This is a genomic window from Streptomyces sp. NPDC088261 (assembly GCF_044740805.1).
In the GTDB taxonomy this organism is placed as follows: Bacteria; Actinomycetota; Actinomycetes; order Streptomycetales; family Streptomycetaceae; genus Streptomyces.
Genome location: NZ_JBIURL010000006.1, coordinates 274,253 through 291,838 on the forward strand (window position 1 = coordinate 274,253; position 17,586 = coordinate 291,838).

The window sequence follows — 17,586 nt, forward strand, 5'->3', positions numbered from 1 at the left end:
AGCCCCGGCCGGCGAGAGGGACAACCCGCAATGACACTGACAACACACCACCCGGAGAGCACCGGGGCGAAACCGCCCCCACTCCCCAAGGGCACACTCCAGCGGCGCAGGTTCGTGGGCAACCTCGGCGCGGCGGCGGTCTTCCTGACCCCCGCGCTCGCGCTCATCGTCGTGCTCCGGCTGATCCCGGTCGTCCAGGCCGTGAACGACGCCACCCACACGAGCCTGCCCGGCAGCACCCTGCCGCCGCGCTACGTGGGGCTGGACAACTTCACCGCCCTGTTCTCGTCCCACGCCTTCTGGTCCTCGGTGCGGCAGACGCTGATCTTCAACGTCCTCGTGAACCCGCTCCAGATCGCGCTGGCGCTGGCCCTCGCGGTGCTCCTCACCCAGAACCTCCCCGCCACCGGCGTCTGGCGCACCCTGGTCTTCCTGCCCGCCGCGGTCCCGATGACCGGCTCCGCGGTGGTGTGGGGCATCGCCCTGCGCCCGGACGGCCCCGTCAACGCGGCCCTCACCTCCGTCGGCATCCACCAGCAGCCCTTCCTCACCGGGCAGGGACAGGTCCTCGGGAGCATCATCCTCATCGCCAGCTGGATCGGCGTCGGATACTGGATGATCTTCCTCATCGCCGGGCTCAACGACATCCCGGCCGTGTACTACGAAGCGGCGGCGATCGACGGAGCGGGGCCCCTGCGCCGCTTCTGGTCGGTGACGCTCCCCCTGCTCCGCCGGCCCCTGCTGTTCGTCCTGGTCGCCGACACCGTCTCGAACTTCGTCCTCTTCGCCCCCATGCAGATCCTGACCGACGGGGGACCGCAGGGAAAGTCGAACTTTCTGATGTACGACATCTTCCACAACAGCTTCGAGCTGTCCGACCCGCACACCGCGGCGGCCGAACTCCTCGTCCTGCTCGTCCTGATGATCGTCATCGTCGCGGTCCAGTTCCGGCTGCTGCGCAGCGCCGAGGAGAGCTGATCATGAACCGCACCCCGCTTCCGGATCCCGGCACCTCCTACGTGGCCCAAAAGCGCGGCCGCACCGGCCGTGTTGTGCTGACCGCCGTCGCCCTCGTCGTGGCCCTCGCCTTCCTCCTGCCGGTCCTCTGGCTCCTCGCCAGTACGTTCCGCAGCTCCACGGAGACCTTCGCCAACAGCTCGTCCGTGAACGGGCACATGCTGTGGCCCGCCCACTGGACCCTGGAGAACCTCCGCTCGGCGATCGACAACGGGTTCCTGCGCAACCTCGCCAACAGTGTGATCGTCGCGGCGGTGACCGTCCTTCTCGGCATCGTGATCTCGGCGATGGCCGCCTTCGCGCTGGCCGTGGTCGACTTCCCGGGCCGGAAGATCGTCTTCGGCATGGTCGTCCTGAGCTTCCTCGTTCCCTTCGAGGCCATCGCCATCCCGCTGGCGCACACGTTCAGCGACTGGGGCCTCACCGACAACCTGCCCGCCCTGATCCTGCCTGGGCTCGGCAACGGGCTGGCGATCTTCACACTCCGTCAGTTCTTCCTGGGCATCCCGTCGGAGCTGGCCGAGGCCGCCCGGGTGGACGGTGCCGGCTGGCCCCGTATCTTCCTCAGGATCTACCTCCCCCTGACGCGCCCGGCGCTCATCGGTACGGGTCTCATCCTGTTCCTCTTCCAGTGGCAGGCCTACCTGTGGCCCGTCCTCGTCACCACCAGCGACGGCAATGACGTGGCGCCCGTCGCCATCGCCAAGACCTTCGCCGCGTTCAGTTCGGACTACGGCCGTGTCTTCGCCGAGACGGCGGTGCTGGCGGTCATCCCCGCGGCGATCCTGCTCGGTCTCCAGCGCTACTTCGTCGCATCGGTCGCCACCACCGGGAGCAAGAATTGACCCACGACCACCGGGAGCGGGAATGGACCCGCGTAGCCGTCGTCGGATCCGCCAATCTCGACCTCGTCGCCCACACGCCCCGCCGCCCCGCCCCGGGCGAGACCGTCCTCGGCACGGGTTACTCCGAGCATCCCGGCGGAAAGGGCCTCAACCAGGCCGCCGCGGCGGCGACCGTGACCACGACGTCGTTCGTCGGCCGCCGCGGTTCCGACGAGGCGGGGCGGGTGCTGGAGGCCGAGCTGGTACGGCGCGGTGTCGACACGTCCCAGTTCCTCGCCGTGGCAGGGCCCAGCGGCCACGCCCTGATCACGGTGACGCCCGACGGCGAGAACAGCATCACCGTCCTGCCCGAGGCGAACCACCTGTTGCTGCCGGACGACGTCACCCGGGCCCTCGACGTCCTCGTACCCCGGGTCGTCCTCACCCAGCAGGAGATCCCGCTCGCGGCCACCGGGGCCGCGGCACGGTGGGCGCGTACCCACGGCGTACGGCTGATGCTCAACGCCAGCCCCAGCGCGGCCCTGCCCGAAGAGATCCTTGCCGCGGCGGACCCCCTCGTGGTCAATCTCACCGAAGCACACTTCCTGACGGCCACCGACACACCGTCGGACGCCGCGAGGATCCTCGCGAAGCGGTGTGTTTCGGTTGTCATCACCCTCGGCTCCGACGGTTCCCTCGTCGTGGAGAACGGGCGTACGACCCACCTCCCCGCACCGAGGCTCACCGCGGTCGACACCACGGGAGCGGGCGACATGTTCGCCGGTGTCACGGCGGCCCGACTCGCCCGCGGAACCGGCCTGGTCGAGGCGGCGCACCACGCAACCCAGGCAGCAGCTCAGGCCATTCAGACACCCAGGTCCAGCCGATAGGAGCATCGCGTGCACGTCAGAGCCGACGCACCACGCCGTATACGCCACCTGCGGAACGCCGCGACAGGTCTCGTCGTCGCCGTTCTCGCCACTCTCCCGGCGACAGTCCCGGTCCACGCCGACACCACCACCACTCCCCACAAGGCCGTCCCGGCCCCGTCCCTGATGGCGGCCGTGGCGCCCCCGACGACCGGCGCCCGGCTCCAGACGTCGGGCAACCCCACTCCGCTGGGCACCGGGAAGGTCTACTACCTCGACGCCCAGTCCGGAAACGACACCGCGGCGGGCACCACCACCGCGACCGCCTGGAAAACACTGGGCCGGATCACCACCGCCTCACTGGCGCCCGGTGACGTGGTCGCCCTGCGCCGGGGCCAGACGTTCACCGGCAGCGCGACCGTGAACGGCTCCGGCACCGCCGCCGCCCCCATCAGCGTCACCGCGTTCGGCAGCGGAGCCGCGCCGACCCTGTCGAACCCGACGGGCTGGAACATGCTCCAGCTGGCCGGCACGCACATCGACGTCAGCCAGCTGCGGTTCGCGAACGGCGTGGTGTTCGACAACGCGGACGGCCAGGGCATCACCGGCCCCAAGTACCGGCTCAGCGGCGCGATCGCGGTCACCGACCCGGCCACGGCGGCGCACGTCCACGACAACGAGTTCACCCAGGTCGGCCTCGGGGTCAAGACCTACGCCACCGGCACGCGGATCGACCACAACGCGTTCCACGACCTGAAGATCGCCTTCAGGGGCGTCGACTCCGGCACCGAGACGTCCTACGGAGCCGTCGGTGTCTCGATCAACAACAGTGACGCCCAGGTCAGTTACAACCAGTTCGTCAACTGCCGTTCCACCGACAGCCCGTACGGAGCGGACGGCGGCGCGGTCGAGATCGAGGGCTTCGACCACGACAAGAACGACATCACGATCGACCACAACTTCTCCTCGGGTTCGCAGGGCTTCCTGGAGGTGACGGAGACCCACAGCTCCGACGTCAGCCTGCTGTACAACATCAGCGACGACTACCAGCAGTTCGTGGCCTTCGACACCACCACCACGCCGTCCGGATACCGGGCCGACCACAACACGGTCGTACGGGCCCGGGGCGACAACCAGACGCAGTTCGCGATCTACTTCTACCGCGAGGAGGGCCCTCCGGCGGCCGACTCCTGGCTCTCGATCACCAACAACATCTTCTACCTGACGTCCGGTGTGGTCCTCTACGACTACAACTGGCCGCACCACCACAACCTCGTCCACGGCGCGCTCGGCTACTCCCCGGGCGTCGGTGACATAGCGGCCGACCCCCAGTTCACCAACACCGCTGGCGGCGACTACCGGCCCGGTCCGACGAGCCCGGCCAAGGACAACGGCACCGCGGCGACGGCCACCACCGACATCTACGGCAACAACAGCACTGTGGGCCTCGGCACCGACATCGGCGCCGTCGAGGCGCAGAGCGCACCGGCCGCGGGGGCGAACGCCGTGACCGACGGCGGCTTCGAGCAGCAGACGGCCCTCACGGCCACCAGCACGCCCTGGGCGGGCGACGGCAGCCTGCCGTACGGCGTGGACGTCGCCCAGGGCAAGGCGCACACCGGTCAGGACAACGCCTGGATCTCCTCCAGCGGTACGACGGACTGGGGCGGCGTCAAGCAGACGGTCAGCGTCACCGCCGGCGCCACGTACCGGCTCACGGTCTGGGTGAGGAACTCCGGGAACATCGACCACGCGTGGCTCGGCGCCAAGACGACCACGGGCACCGTGGTCAACGAGATCAGCCACGGAACCAGCCCCGGCTGGAACCGCTACGTCCTCACGGTGAAGCCCGGCACGGCGACCCAACTGTCCCTGTACGCCGGGTACTACGGCCCGTCCGGCGCGAGCACGTGGCAGACGGTCGACGACGTCACACTCCAGAAGATCAGCTGACAGGAGATCAGCCGACCGGAACCCACCCGGGGGTGGGTTCCGTTTGGTTTGAGATGGGAATCGATCATGTCCGGAAACGCCTCCAGGACCGCTGTCACCACCGTCCCGTCGGCGGCGGGGCCGGAACGCGTTCCGGGCCGCCCGGTGCGCGGCGGTCAGTCCCGGTACGCCTTCAGCAGGTACAGCCAGATCTCGCTGACGGTCGGGAAACAGGACACGGCGTGCCACAGGCGCGGGACGGGCACCTCGCCGGCGACGGCGATCGTGGCCGAGTGGAGCAGTTCGCTGACGCCGGGGCCGACGAAGGTCGCGCCGAGCAGGGTCTCCCGGTCGAGGTCCACGACGAGGCGGGCCCGGCCGCGGTAGCCGTCGGCGTGGAGCAGGGCGCCGGGGACGGTCGCGAAGTCGACGTCCACGGCCCGGACCCGGTGGCCGGCGCGGGTCGCCTCCTCGGTGGACAGGCCCACCGCGGCCGCCTCGGGGTCGGTGAAGAAGATCTGCGGGACGGCGTGCCGGTCGGCGGTGGTGGCGTGGGCGCCCCAGGGCGCGGTGTCCAGCGGTTCCCCGGCCGCGCGGGCGCCGATCGCGTCGCCGACGATCCGGGCCTGGTACTTGCCCTGGTGGGTGAGCAGCGCGTGGTGGTTGATGTCGCCGACCGCGTACAGCCACGCCCCGTCGACGTCACGGACCGCACAGGTCTCGTCCACGTCCAGCCAGGTCCCGGGGGTCAGCCCCACCGTCTCCAGGCCGACGTCCTTGGTGCGGGGCGAGCGCCCGGTGGCGAAGAGGATCTCGTCGGCCTCCAGGCGGGTGCCGTCGTCCAGGACGACGCCGACGGGACCGTCCGGGTCGGGCCGGTGCAGCGCGGTGACGGACACGCCGATCCGTACGTCCACCCCGCCGTCCTTGAGCCCGTCGGCGACCATCCCGCCGACGAAGGGTTCCATCCGGGGCAGCAGCGGACTCCGGGCCAGCAGCGTGACCTGCGAGCCGAGCCCCTGCCAGGCGGTGGCCATCTCGACGCCGACCCCGCCCCCGCCGACCACGACGAGCCGGCCGGGAACGGTACGGGAGTCGGTGGCCTCGCGGTTGGTCCAGGGGCGCGCCTCGGCGAGCCCGGGCAGGTCGGGGACGACCGCGTCGCTGCCGGTGCACAGGGCGACGGCGTGCCGGGCGGTGAGGACCGTCTCCCCTCCGTCGGGGGTACGGACCACCACGCGGCGTTCGCCGTCCAACCGCGCGTCGCCGCGCACGAGATCGGCGCCGATGCCCCGTACCCAGTCGGCCTGGCCCGTGTCGTCCCAGTCGGTGACGTAACGGTCGCGCCGCCCGAAGACGCCGTCCGTGGAGATCGTGCCGCTGACCGCCTCGCGCGCCCCGTCCACCTTGCGCGCGTCGGCGACGGCGAGCACCGGACGCAGCAGCGCCTTGCTGGGCACACACGCCCAGTACGAACACTCCCCGCCCACCAGCTCCCGCTCCACGGCCGCCACGCTCAGCCCGGCGGCGCGCGCCCGCTCGGCGACGTTCTGCCCCACGGGCCCCGCGCCGATGACCACGACGTCGTACGTGAGGTCCGCACCCTGACTCTGTCCCGTTCGCGGCGTTTGCGGTGATTCGCTCATGCCGCCATCGGACCATGTTTCGGGCCCGACTTCCAGGCTCTCGGCAGGGACGCGCCCGGTGGCGCCAGGTCGCGCCCCGGCCGGGCCGGGGGCTCGTACGGCACCGTCGCCCGCCGGCCGTACCTCCGGATCGGCGGCCTCACACCGCTATGGACTTGAGCTCCAGGTACTGGCCCAGCCCCGCCGCGCCGAACTCGCGGCCCACCCCGCTGGCCTTGTAACCGCCGAACGGGGTGTCGAAGTTGGGCGCGGCGCCGTTCACGGAGAACGTGCCGGTACGGACGCGGCGGGCGATCTCCACACCGCGTCCGGTGTCCGCCGTCCACACGCCTCCGGAGAGGCCGTACGGCGAGTCGTTCGCGATGCGTACCGCGTCGTTGTCGTCGTCGTAGGGGATGACGACGAGGACGGGGCCGAAGATCTCCTCGCGCGCGATCCGCATGGAGTTGTCCACGTCGGCGAAGACGGTCGGGCGCACGTAGTTGCCGCCCTCCAGCCCGGCGGGGGTGTCGGGGCCGCCGACGACCAGCCGCGCGCCCTCCTCGATGCCGGTCCTGATGTACGACTGGACCCGTTCCTGCTGGCCCTGGCGCACCATCGGGCCGATGAACGTGTCCGGCGCGGCCGGGTCGCCCACGGTCAGGCTCTCCGTCAGCGCGGCCACCGCGGCGACGACCTCCTCGTAGCGGGCGCGCGGGGCGAGGACGCGGGTGAGGCTCACGCAGGACTCGCCGTTGTTGCCGTACGACGCGTAGCGCAGCCCCTCCGTCACCGCTTCCAGATCCGCGTCGTCCAGCACGATCGCGGCGGACTTCCCGCCCAGCTCCAGGCTGACCCGCTTGAGCCGCTCCCCGGCGATGGAGGCGATACGGCGGCCCGCCGCGGTCGAGCCGGTGAAGGCGATCTTGTCGACGCCCGGGTGCGAGACGAGGTACTCGCTGGTCTCGCGGCCGGCGGGCAGTACGGAGACGGCGCCCTCGGGGAATCCGGCCTCGTCGAAGACCTCGGCCAGGAGGAGGGCGTCCAGGGCGGTCTCGGGCGAGGCCTTCAGGATGACCGTGCAGCCCGCGAGGAGGGCGGGCACCATCTTGACCAGGGCGGACTGGTGCGGCGCGTTCCAGGGGACGACGGCCGCGACCACCCCGACGGGCTCGCGGCGCACCAGTGACCGGCCGCCTCCGGGGGACCGTACCTCCTCCTCCCACGGCAGCGCCTCGGAGGCGCGCAGATACGCGTCGGTCTGCCCGGACAGGGCGGTCTGGAGGCTGCGGGTGAACCAGCTCGCCGAGCCGTTCTCGGCCGTGATGAGGGCGGCGATCTCCTCGGCCCGCGCGGCGTGCAGCGCGTTGAACCGGGACACCGCTGCCCGGCGCTCTCCGGGGGTCAGCCGGGGCCACGGTCCGTGGTCGAAGGCCTCGCGTGCGAGGGCGACGGCCGCGTCCACGTCGGCGGGCGCCGCCTGGGCGGCGTGGCCGACGGGGGACCGGTCGTGCGGGGAAAGGATCTCGATCCGCTCGTCGAGGGACGGGGGCGCCCAGTGGCCGCCGATGTAGAGCCTGTCGTAGACGATCATGATTTCTCCGGTCCACAGGAAGGTAGGTAGTTACCTACTTCGACGCTAGGACGGCCCGGTATGCTTGTCAAGTAGGTGTTTACCTACATATCCTGGGTCCATGGCACGCAGCGCAGAAGAGACCCGCCGCAAGATCCTGGACGCCGCGGCGGACGAATTCGCCCGGTACGGCATCGCCGGGGCGCGTGTCGACCGCATCACCACCGCGGCGGGCGTCAACAACGCCCTGCTGTACCGCTACTTCGGCGGCAAGCTGGAGCTGTTCGACGTCGTGTACAGCCGCCATGTGGTCGAGATCGTCGAGGCCGTGGACCTGGACCCGGAGGACCTGCCCGGGTACGTCGGGCGCCTCTACGACTACTACCAGGCGCACCCCCACGTCGTACGCCTGGCGGCCTGGCACCAGCTGGAACGGCCCGAGCACGTACCGCCGCGGGCCGTGCACGACGCGCAGGCCCAGAAGGCGGAGAGGATCGCCCGGGCCCAGAAGGAGGGGCGTATCCGCGCCGACCTCCCCGCGGAGGAACTGCGCGATCTGATGGTGCTCCTGTCCCTCTCCAACGGCCCGCTGGCCCCGGCCCTGGGCGGCGACCCCGCGCTGCGCCGCGCGACCGTGGTGGCGGCGGCCCGCGCGGTCTTGGAGGCCCGGTCGGGGGAGACGGGCTGAGACGAGGGGCTTGTCCGGCGTCCGGCGAGCTCCCGTCGGGTGCTCCCCGTACTCAGACGTGTTCCGGCAGGAGGTCGGCGAGCAGGAGGCGGACGCGCCGCTCGATCTCGTCCCGGATCGGGCGTACGGCTTCGATGCCCTGACCGGCCGGGTCGTCGAGGGTCCAGTCGAGGTAGCGCCTGCCGGGGAAGACGGGGCAGGTGTCGCCGCAGCCCATGGTGATCACGACGTCGGACGCCCGCACGGCCGCCACGGTGAGGATCTTCGGGTTCTGGGCGGACAGGTCGATGCCCACTTCGGCCATCGCTTCGACGGCGGCGGGGTTCACGGCGTCGGCCGGGGCCGACCCGGCGGAGCGGACCTCGACCCGGTCGTGGGAGAGGCGGGTGAGGAAGGCGGCGGCCATCTGGGAGCGGCCCGCGTTGTGGACGCACACGAAGAGCACCGACGGCCTGGGCCGGAGGTCAGACATGGGCGGGGCCTTCCGGGGAGACGGCGGGCACGGCTGCCGGTTCGGGCGGGGGGAAGTGGCGGCGGGTGGCGAGGGCGACGTGGACGAGGCCGATGAGGACGGGGACCTCGACGAGGGGGCCGACGACCCCTGCGAGGGCCTGGCCCGAGGTGGCGCCGAAGGTGGCGATGGCGACCGCGATGGCGAGTTCGAAGTTGTTGCCCGCCGCGGTGAACGCCAGGGTGGTCGCGCGTGGGTAGTCGAGTCCGACCGCGCGGCCGGCGGCCATGGACCCGGCCCACATGATCGCGAAGTACACGAGCAGGGGCAGCGCGATCCGGGCGACGTCGAAGGGCTTGGCGGTGATGGCGTCGCCCTGGAGGGCGAAGAGCACCACGATGGTGAACAGCAGTCCGTACAGGGCGAACGGGCCGATGCGCGGCATCAGCGTCGTCTCGTACCAGATGCGTCCCTTGGCCTTCTCGCCCAGGCGGCGGGTGAGGAACCCGGCGAGGAGGGGGATGCCGAGGAAGATGAGGACGGAGCGGGCGATCTCCCCCACGGAGACGTCGAGGGCGGTCTGTTCCAGGCCGAGCCGGCCGGGCAGCACGGTCAGGTAGAACCAGCCGAGTCCGGCGAACGCGACCACCTGGAACACGGAGTTGAGGGCGACGAGGACGGCGGCGGCTTCACGGTCGCCGCGGGCGAGGTCGTTCCAGATGATGACCATGGCGATGCAGCGGGCGAGCCCGACGATGATCAGGCCGGTGCGGTAGTCAGGCAGGTCCGGCAGGAACACCCAGGCCAGGGCGAACATCAGCGCGGGGCCGACGATCCAGTTGAGGACCAGGGACGGGACGAGCAGGCGCCGGTCGCGGGTGACGGTGTCGAGGCGGTCGTAGCGGACCTTGGCGAGGGCCGGGTACATCATCACGAGCAGGCCGAGCGCGACCGGCAGTGAGACGCCGGTGACGGTGACCTTCGCGAGCGCGTCGCCCAGGCCGGGCGCGAGACGCCCGAGTGCGAGACCGGCGGCCATCGCGGCCGCGATCCATCCGGCGAGGTAGCGGTCGAGGAGGGACAGCCGGCCCGCGACGGGCCCGGCTGCCGGGGCGGCCGTTTCGTTCACGGGGCGGTCCCGGCGGGCTCGGCCGGGACGGCGGGGCGGGTGAGGACGGCCGCGAGACGGTCGGTCGTCCCGGGCAGCAGCCGGTAGTAGACCCAGGTGCCCCGGCGTTCGGAGTCGATGAGCCCGGCCTGCCTGAGCAGCTTGAGGTGGTGGGAGATCGTCGGCTGGGACAGCTCGAAGGCCGGGGTGAGGTCGCAGACGCAGATCTCTCCTCCCGCGCGGGAGGCGATCATCGACAGCAGGCGCAGCCGCACCGGGTCCCCGAGCGCCTTGAACACCCGCGCCAGATCGGCCGCCGACTCCTCGTCCAGGGGGGCGGTCAGCAGGGTCGGGCAGCAGCCGTCGGGGTCGTCCTGGCCGAGCACCACACGCTCTTGTTTCGACATGCTTCTATGTTGACGTTTTTCGATCCAGGGCGCAAGGTTGCATCGAAAAACGTGAATGCAGGCCGCTCCGGGCGTCGCCGACCCCGCCGGCCCTGTCGCCGAGGAGCGAGTCATGACCGAGCAGTCCCCCGAGCAGCAGCCCACTGACCAGCAGGTCGCCGAGCAGCAGTCCACCGTCCAGCAGTCCACCGTGCAGCAGTCCACCGACCTGCGCGAGACAGTCCGCCGGCGGTACGCGGCAGCGGCGGTCCAGGTCGCCGAGGGCGGCACCGCGTGCTGCGGACCGGCCGCGATCGAGATCGACGACCACTTCGGCGCCGGCCTCTACACCGGCGCCGAGCGCGGGGAACTGCCCGCCGAAGCCGTCGCCGCCTCGCTGGGCTGCGGCAACCCGACCGCGGTTGCCGACCTGCACGAGGGCGAGCGGGTCCTGGACCTCGGATCCGGCGGCGGCATCGACGTCCTGCTCTCCGCCCGCCGCGTCGGCGCGACGGGAATGGCGTACGGCCTGGACATGACCGAGGAGATGCTCGCGCTGGCCCTCGCGAACCAGAAGAAGGCCGGCGCCACCAACGTCACGTTTCTCAAGGGCGCCATCGAGGCGATCCCCCTCCCGGAGGCGACGATCGACGTGGTGATCTCCAACTGCGTCATCAACCTGTCCACCGACAAGCGGGCGGTCTTCACCGAGATGCACCGCGTCCTGGTCCCCGGCGGCCGGATCGGGATCTCGGACGTCGTCGCCGCCGACGAACTGACCCCGGTTCAGAGGGCCGAGCGCGGCGACTACGTCGGCTGCGTCGCGGGCGCCCTCTCCTTCACCGAATACGGGGCGGGCCTCGAAGCGGCCGGGTTCACCGCCATCGAAATCACCCCGACCCACGCGGTCGCGGACGGAATGCACTCCGCCCTCGTCCGGGCGGTCAAGCCCCGGGCCACTGCCCCCGAGTGATGGCTGCCCAGGCGATCGTTCTCGGGGCTTCGCCCCGGCGCAGTCAGGCCCCCGGCCACCCACCTGCGCCCGTACTCCGGGCACTCGGGCTCGGCGGCGGCCTCGCGTGGACCGCACCCAGGGGTTGCCGGTTCTTCAGCTCGGCGGCCGTCCGGGGCCGGGTGTGGTGGGTTTCGGTGCACCGCCGGAGAACTTGTCGTCGTGCGGTCGTGCGGTCGTGCGGGACGGAGGTTGTTCCGCGCCCCGGCGGGGTGGGGACTCACCGTTCAGAGGGGGGCGTCGTGTGGAAGACGTTCGCGCGATGGCGAGATTTCCGCCTCATGTGGTGCCCCTGTACCCCTGGCGTAACACCAGGTGCGTAGCATCGAACTGGTGACCGTGGGGCGGGAGTTGTCTGTGGAACGCACGGGACGGCGAGACGGGCCCGGCCATCCGGGATCCGGAAGTCTGCCCGCGCGGAGCGGCCCAGGCCACGACCGCCCCGATCGTGGCCACCGCTCCGCGTGCCGGTCCGAACGCGGGGAGTCGTCCGTGCCCGGCCCCGGAACCGGACTCCGGCGCGGCGCGTCCCGCGGAGGACGGCATTCCCGGAGGAGGAGAGACGTGTTAGCAGCGGACAGTACGCCGGGCGCGCACCCCCGTGAGCCGTGGCACGTGGCACGGACCGCGCCGTCGGCGGCGATCCGCCCGGGAACGTCACGGACGGCGGTCGGCACCTCATGAACCTGGGCGAAGACCGCGAGGCGGAGGCTCCCTTCGCCGCGGTCGACAAACTGCTCGCCGCGTCCGTCGCCCGGCGTTTCTATCTGGAGCACCAGTCGAAGGTCAGCATCGCGAAGGAATTCAGGATCAGCCGGTTCAAGGTGGCGCGCCTCCTCGACGCCGCCGTGGCCCACGACATCGTCAGGATCGACATCACAGTCCCCGCCGAGATCGACGCCCCGCTCTCGCACGCCCTGGCCGAACGCTTCGGCCTCCGCCAGGCCGTGGTGGTCGATCTGACCCGGAGCGAGGGCGACGCGGTGGCCCCGGGGGACACGCGCCGCGCCGGCCGCTGGCTGGGGACTGCGGCTGCCTCGCTGATCTCGGAGATCAGCGAGGAGGACGACGTCCTCGGCCTGGACGCGAGCCGCTCGGTCCAGGCCCTCAGCGAGGCGGTCGGGCGGCTGCGTTCCCGCGAGGTCGTCCAGTTGACCGGGGTGCACGGGCCGGATCTGGCCCACGACACGGCGATCGAGGCGGTGCACCGTACCGCCGCGGCCGGCCGGGGCAGGGCCTTCCCGCTCCACGCCCCGTTCATCCTGCCCAACGCGCCGACGGCGACCCTCCTCAGGAGCCAGCCGGACACGGCCGAGACCCTGGGCCGGTTCGGCCGCGTCACGAAGGCCGTGGTCGGCATCGGCGCGTGGGAGGCCACCCTCTCGGCGGTGTACGACGCCCTGACGGAGCGGGAGCGCGACACGTACCGCGCGCTCGGCGCGTGTGCCGAGGTGGCCGGCCACCTCTTCGACCGGGACGGCCGGACGCTTTCGGAGGAGTTGGACGCCCGCACGATCGCCCCGAGCGTCGGCCAACTCCGGGAGATCCCCGAGCTGATCGGCGTCGCGGGCGGTGTGCGCAGGGCCGGGGCGATCCGCGCCGTTCTGACGTCCGGCCTGCTCACCCGCGTGGTCACGGACGCGACCACGGCGCGCCGCCTGCTTTGGTACGACGGCGCGGAGGACGCGGGGCGGGTGCCGGACCACGTGGCGCGGAGGCCTGAGGTCGCGGTACGGACGTCGGACCACGCGGTAGGGGTGCCGGGGGACGCGGCGCCGAGGCCGGACGGCGCGGCTTGGACGTTGGATCACGTGGCGCGGAGGCCCGAGGACGCGGAATGGGCGCCGGAGGACGCGGTACGGAGGCCGGATGGGATGGCGTGGACGCCGGGCCACGCGGCGCGGGGGCCGGAGGACGAGGGGCGGGTGCCGGACCATGCGGCGGGGAGGCCGGAGGACGCGCGGCGGGTGCCGGACCACGCGGCGGGGAGGCTGGAGGATGCAGGGCGGGTGCCGGACCACGTAGCGCGGAGGCCGGATGCGACGGTACGGGTGCCGGACCATGCGGTGCGGAGGCCTGAGGACGCGGTAGGGACGTCGGACCACGCGGCGCGGGCGCCGGATGACGTGGCGCGGGCGCCGGACGGCACGGCTTGGACGTCGGACCACGCGGTACGGGCGCCGGGGGACGTGGCGCGGAGGCCGGACGGCACGGCGTGGACGTCCGACCACGCGGTAGGGGCGCCGGACCACGCGGCGCGGGCGCCGGAGGACGTGGCGCGGGCGCCCGACCACGCGGTACGGGCGACGAGCGCGCGCGTGGTGGAGGCCGCCACGTGAGGACTCCGTACCGGACAACCGGGCCCTTGCGTACGGCCGTTCGCGAGCCGCCCCTCCGGGGGACCCGCCACCCTCGCACCTCCCGCCGTACGACGGCCGCCGCCCCCGTCGTGTGACCGCCCCCCCACCGAACCAACGAGTAAGGACAGCGATGCGCCAGAGCGACGGCCCGGACGACGGGCTTCCCCTCGTTCTCCCCGTTCCCGCCGAGATCCGCGAGGCCGGCCCTCGGTCACGGGGGACGGACGCGTGAGCCGTTGGTCGTCCGCCATCCCCCGCAGGCGCGGCAGATCCGCCCCCGAGCGTGCCCCGCGGAATCCGGCCGCGGCGCCGGGCGGCGCAGGGCGCCAGGGGACAGTCGGCGCCGTCGGCGCCCCGCCCGTCGAGGACATCGACGGCCTGCTGTTGGTGCGTTCCGTCGAGGACGACTCGTTCCCGCTCGCCACGCTCGCCGAAGTCGCCCATGCCGTGGGCGTGGACGCGGACATCGTCACGGTGATGGTGGGCTCCGCCGCCGGGGGCGGCCCGGCGGACGACGACCTCTGGTCCCGGCTGGGCGCCCTCCTCGACTCCCTGCGTTCGGCGGGCGCCGGCCGGGTCCGGCTCGTCATGTCCGGTGCCGGTGACGACCAGCCGGGCCGGCCCTGTGTGGCCCGCAGGATCGCGGACGCCTGGGAGTTGGAGGTGCTGGCTCCCGACGGGCCCGTCCTGATCACCCCCGGGGGTGGGCTCTTCGTCCACGGCGACTCCCGGACGGGCGGCCGCGGTTGGTGGCGGTTCGCGCCCGGCGAGGCGCCCAGAAGACTCGGCCCGCGCGCTCCGGCCCCCGCCTGGCAGGAGGCGCTGGGCCGGGTGCCCGCGCGCACGACCGGCGGCTGTGTGGTGGAGCAGATACCGGCGGGCGTGGTGATGCGCCCGGCGGGCGCCCCCGCGCCGGCCCTCGACGACCTGTGCTTCGCGGTGCCCGCCGACGTCGAGCGCCCCACCGTCGTGGTGGGCGCTCTCCGGGCGGAGGACGTGGCGGCCGACGAAGTGGCCGCCGTGCTCGCGGCGTTGCCGGTGGGACAGCGGTCCCGCGTCCGCCTCGCACCGGGCGGGCGGCGCGATCTGCTGCGGCTCGGGCACGCGGTCGCCGGTCTGCTGGGCGGCGAGGTGGAAGTCCTGACCGGTCTGCCGCTGCTCGCCGACCACGCGCCGCCGGGGACGGCTCCCCGGCCGACCCTGGTGGGCGTCGACGGCACGCCGAGCTGGCAGCCGTTCGTGTCCTCCGTGATGTGCGGGCCCGCCGACGCGGAGGGGAGGATCCCCGCGCCGCGCCCGCTGGGCAGCTATCCGCCCGCCTGGATCCCGCGCGGCACCCAGCCGGGGACCGTCGTGCTGACGGACCGCTGGCAGGCCACGGTGACCCGGGCCGGGCTGGCCCTGTGGGAACGGGACGGCCCCCGGCCGCCGTTGGCGGCGCTGCCCGTGGACGCGGACCGGTGCGCCGTCGAACTGGGCGCGCCGGGAAGGCCGTTGGACAACTCCGTGCTGCCCGCGCTCTCCCGGCTGTTGGCGGGCCTGGGGTCCGACGTCCGCGCGAGGACGACGCTGCTGGTGCGCGGCAGGCTCATGAGCGGGGAGGGCGAACTGCGCCGCCTGGCCGCCGAACACGGCGTACCGGGCATCCGTTACGTCACTGCGGGGCCGCCCCGGGTCCCGGGCCCCGCGCGCCGCCCCGCCCCCGCGCCACGCCCGACGGAGGGCGCGGCTCCGGCTCCGGCCGGCCCACCGCTGCCTCCGGTACGGGTCTCCTCCTCGTCCGGGCCGACGGGACAGCCGGTCGCCACCGGGAGCGGCCCGTCCGGGGAGCCTGCCGGACCGGCGGTCCGGGGTGCGGCCGAGGGGGTGGCGGCCACTGCTGCCGGTACGTCGGCGGTGCGGGGTGGAGCGCCCGGCGGGACGGCGCGGGGCGCCTTGCCGCCGCGCGGCGGCGGACGGCGTGACGATACGCCGGGGAGCGCCCCGGTCGCGGCGACGACGCCGCAAGCCCCGGGTGCCACCCCGGCGCGCTATGCGTCCCCCGGGCGGCCCTTGCCCGGCCGCCCCCCGCTCTCCGGCGCGTCGTCCGCTGAGGGGGCGGCCCCCGCAGGCGCACCACGGGCGGGCGCCGGCGAAGCGGTTGCGGGGGCGCTGGGCCACGTACCCGGCGGGCCTGTTGCCGGTACGGCAGGCGGGGGACCGGCACGCGCCGGAGACGGAGAGTGGGAGCGTCCCGAACGGGAAGCGCCGACGGGCGAGCGGCTGTCCACAGCCCAGACGGGTACGGACCCGGCGGCGTCCGGCACGGTCCCGGCGGGGTCTGCCGTACGGGGCCGGGATGTTCCGGTCCCACCGGCGTGGTCGCAGTCAGCGGACCAGGTGACCTCGGCCGCACCGGCTGGGACCGCTTCGGCTCCGGCCGCGTCCGGCCTGCCCGCAGGGGGTCCGGTCGTGCCGGGCTGGGATGTCCCGGTTCCACCGGCGTGGGCGCAGTCACCGGATCAGGTGACCCCGACCGCACCGGCTGCACCGGCTGGGACGGCTTCGGCTCCGGCCGCGTCCGGCCTGCCCGCAGCCGAACCCACCGCACCGGGCGCGGACGTTCCCGTACCGCCGGCACGGGCACATGCCCAGGCATCGGATCCCGTGGCCCCGGCCGCGTCTAGTCCGGCCGGTTCTGGAGCTGCGGCTTCAGGACCGAAAGCTCCGGTTGCACCGGCGTGGGCGCAGTCGACGGATCCGGTGTCCCCAGACGAATCGGCTGGCCTCACTTCCGCTCCGGCCACGTCCGGCGAGGTCGCGGCGGGGTCGGTCGTGCCGGGCCGGGATGTTCCGGTTCCGCCGGCGTGGTCGCAGTCAGCGGATCAGGTGACCTCGGCTGCACCGGCTGGGACCCCTTCGGCTCCGGCCACAGCCGAACCCACCTCACCAGGCCCGGACGCTCCCGTACCACCCCCGGCGCGGGCACATGCACAGGTATCGGATCCCATGGCCCCGGCGGCGTCTGGTCCGGCCGGTTCTGGAGTTGCCGATTCTGGACTGGAGGCTCCGGTTGCACCGGCGTGGGCGCAGTCGACGGATCCGGTGTCCCCAGACGAATCGGCTGGCGTCCCCTCTGCTCCGGCCGCCTCCGGCTCGCCCGCAGGGGGACCGGTCGTGCCGGGCCGGGATGTTCCGGTTTCACCGGCATGGGCGCAGGCACAGGCGCCGGATCCGGCGGGTATGGGTCCGGTTGCGGCGGACCGGGATGGTTCGGTTCCTTCGGCGTGGGCGCAGGGTTCGGCTGCACCGGCCGCCCCGGATCCGGCGGGTACGGGTCCAGCCGCAGCGGGGCCTGTTGTGCCGGGCCAGGATGGTTCGGTTCCACCGGCAGGGGTGCCGTTGGCCCCGGCCGCACCGGATCGGGCCGCCTCGGCCCACGGTTCGATTGCAGCGGGCCCGAACGTTCCCGTACCGCCGACGCGGGCGCGAGAACCGGAACCTGACTCCGTTACCCCGGCCGAACGGGCTTGGGGCACTTCGCCGCCGGTGGCGTCCGGTCCGGCCGCGCCGGGCCCGGACGTTCCCGGATTGCCGGCGTCGGCACAGGCACCGGATCCCATGGCCCCGGCCGTGTCCGGCCCGGTCGCGGCGGGATCCGCCGTCCCGGCCCCGGACGGTCCCGTTCCTCCGGGGCGGGCCCAAGCGCCGGATCCTGTGGTCCCGGGTGAGTCGGGTCGTGTTGGTTTGGGTTCGGGTGCG

At 73.1% G+C, this 17,586-nt stretch carries 13 protein-coding genes; 7 read left to right on the forward strand and 6 right to left on the reverse strand.

Annotated elements, in window-relative coordinates; genetic code table 11:
- Positions 1-30 precede the first annotated feature (30 nt).
- Genes ACIODU_RS15075 through ACIODU_RS15090 form a run of 4 tightly spaced genes read left to right on the forward strand, consistent with a single transcriptional unit; the run spans position 31 to position 4,663 of the window.
- Complete coding sequence (locus tag ACIODU_RS15075; protein ID WP_401767703.1) at positions 31-978, forward strand: carbohydrate ABC transporter permease; 948 nt, start codon at positions 31-33, stop codon at positions 976-978.
- Positions 979-980: 2 nt separating this feature from the next.
- Positions 981-1,862, forward strand: a complete 882-nt coding sequence (locus ACIODU_RS15080; protein WP_401767705.1) for a carbohydrate ABC transporter permease — start codon at positions 981-983, stop codon at positions 1,860-1,862.
- Positions 1,859-2,731 (forward strand): ribokinase, encoded by an 873-nt coding sequence (locus ACIODU_RS15085; RefSeq protein WP_401767707.1) that lies wholly within the window; start codon positions 1,859-1,861, stop codon positions 2,729-2,731. The genes ACIODU_RS15080 and ACIODU_RS15085 overlap by 4 nt, the downstream gene beginning before the upstream one ends.
- Positions 2,732-2,740: 9 nt before the next feature.
- Positions 2,741-4,663, forward strand: coding sequence for a choice-of-anchor Q domain-containing protein (locus ACIODU_RS15090; RefSeq protein WP_401767708.1), 1,923 nt, complete (start codon positions 2,741-2,743; stop codon positions 4,661-4,663).
- A 155-nt stretch (positions 4,664-4,818) separates the two neighbouring features.
- Here the strand turns inward: ACIODU_RS15090 and ACIODU_RS15095 are convergent, their stop codons facing one another.
- Together ACIODU_RS15095 and ACIODU_RS15100 are read right to left on the reverse strand one after the other, a co-directional pair.
- On the reverse strand, positions 4,819-6,288 hold the full coding sequence (locus ACIODU_RS15095) for a dihydrolipoyl dehydrogenase family protein (RefSeq protein WP_401767710.1): 1,470 nt from the start codon (positions 6,286-6,288) through the stop codon (positions 4,819-4,821).
- 139 nt (positions 6,289-6,427) lie between these two features.
- Positions 6,428-7,861 (reverse strand): aldehyde dehydrogenase, encoded by a 1,434-nt coding sequence (locus ACIODU_RS15100; protein WP_401767712.1) that lies wholly within the window; start codon positions 7,859-7,861, stop codon positions 6,428-6,430.
- A 100-nt stretch (positions 7,862-7,961) separates the two neighbouring features.
- Between ACIODU_RS15100 and ACIODU_RS15105 the strand changes: the two genes are divergently transcribed.
- Positions 7,962-8,528 (forward strand): TetR family transcriptional regulator, encoded by a 567-nt coding sequence (locus ACIODU_RS15105; protein ID WP_401767714.1) that lies wholly within the window; start codon positions 7,962-7,964, stop codon positions 8,526-8,528.
- Between the two features lie 52 nt (positions 8,529-8,580).
- Here ACIODU_RS15105 and ACIODU_RS15110 read toward each other — a convergent pair whose 3' ends face one another.
- From ACIODU_RS15110 to ACIODU_RS15120, 3 genes are read right to left on the reverse strand one after another with little or no spacing between them, the layout of a single operon-like run.
- Positions 8,581-9,000 (reverse strand): arsenate reductase ArsC, encoded by a 420-nt coding sequence (locus tag ACIODU_RS15110; RefSeq protein ID WP_401767715.1) that lies wholly within the window; start codon positions 8,998-9,000, stop codon positions 8,581-8,583.
- Positions 8,993-10,108, reverse strand: coding sequence for an ACR3 family arsenite efflux transporter (arsB, locus tag ACIODU_RS15115; RefSeq protein ID WP_401767717.1), 1,116 nt, complete (start codon positions 10,106-10,108; stop codon positions 8,993-8,995). Before arsB ends, ACIODU_RS15110 begins: the two co-directional genes overlap by 8 nt.
- Entirely contained in the window at positions 10,105-10,494 is a 390-nt protein-coding gene (locus ACIODU_RS15120; RefSeq protein WP_401767719.1) for an ArsR/SmtB family transcription factor, read from the reverse strand. Before ACIODU_RS15120 ends, arsB begins: the two co-directional genes overlap by 4 nt.
- Positions 10,495-10,606: 112 nt before the next feature.
- Here ACIODU_RS15120 and arsM point away from each other — a divergent pair, with 112 nt between their 5' ends.
- The gene (gene arsM, locus ACIODU_RS15125; RefSeq protein WP_401767721.1) at positions 10,607-11,446 is read left to right on the forward strand and encodes an arsenite methyltransferase; all 840 of its coding nucleotides are present in this window, start codon (positions 10,607-10,609) and stop codon (positions 11,444-11,446) included.
- A gap of 647 nt (positions 11,447-12,093) precedes the next feature.
- Complete coding sequence (locus ACIODU_RS15130; RefSeq protein ID WP_401767723.1) at positions 12,094-13,824, forward strand: sugar-binding domain-containing protein; 1,731 nt, start codon at positions 12,094-12,096, stop codon at positions 13,822-13,824.
- 1,328 nt (positions 13,825-15,152) lie between these two features.
- On the opposite strand, the gene ACIODU_RS15135 is transcribed toward ACIODU_RS15130, so the two are convergent.
- Positions 15,153-15,437: a hypothetical protein gene (locus ACIODU_RS15135; protein WP_401767725.1), complete on the reverse strand. Its 285-nt coding sequence runs from the start codon at positions 15,435-15,437 to the stop codon at positions 15,153-15,155.
- Between the last annotated feature and the right edge of the window lie 2,149 nt (positions 15,438-17,586).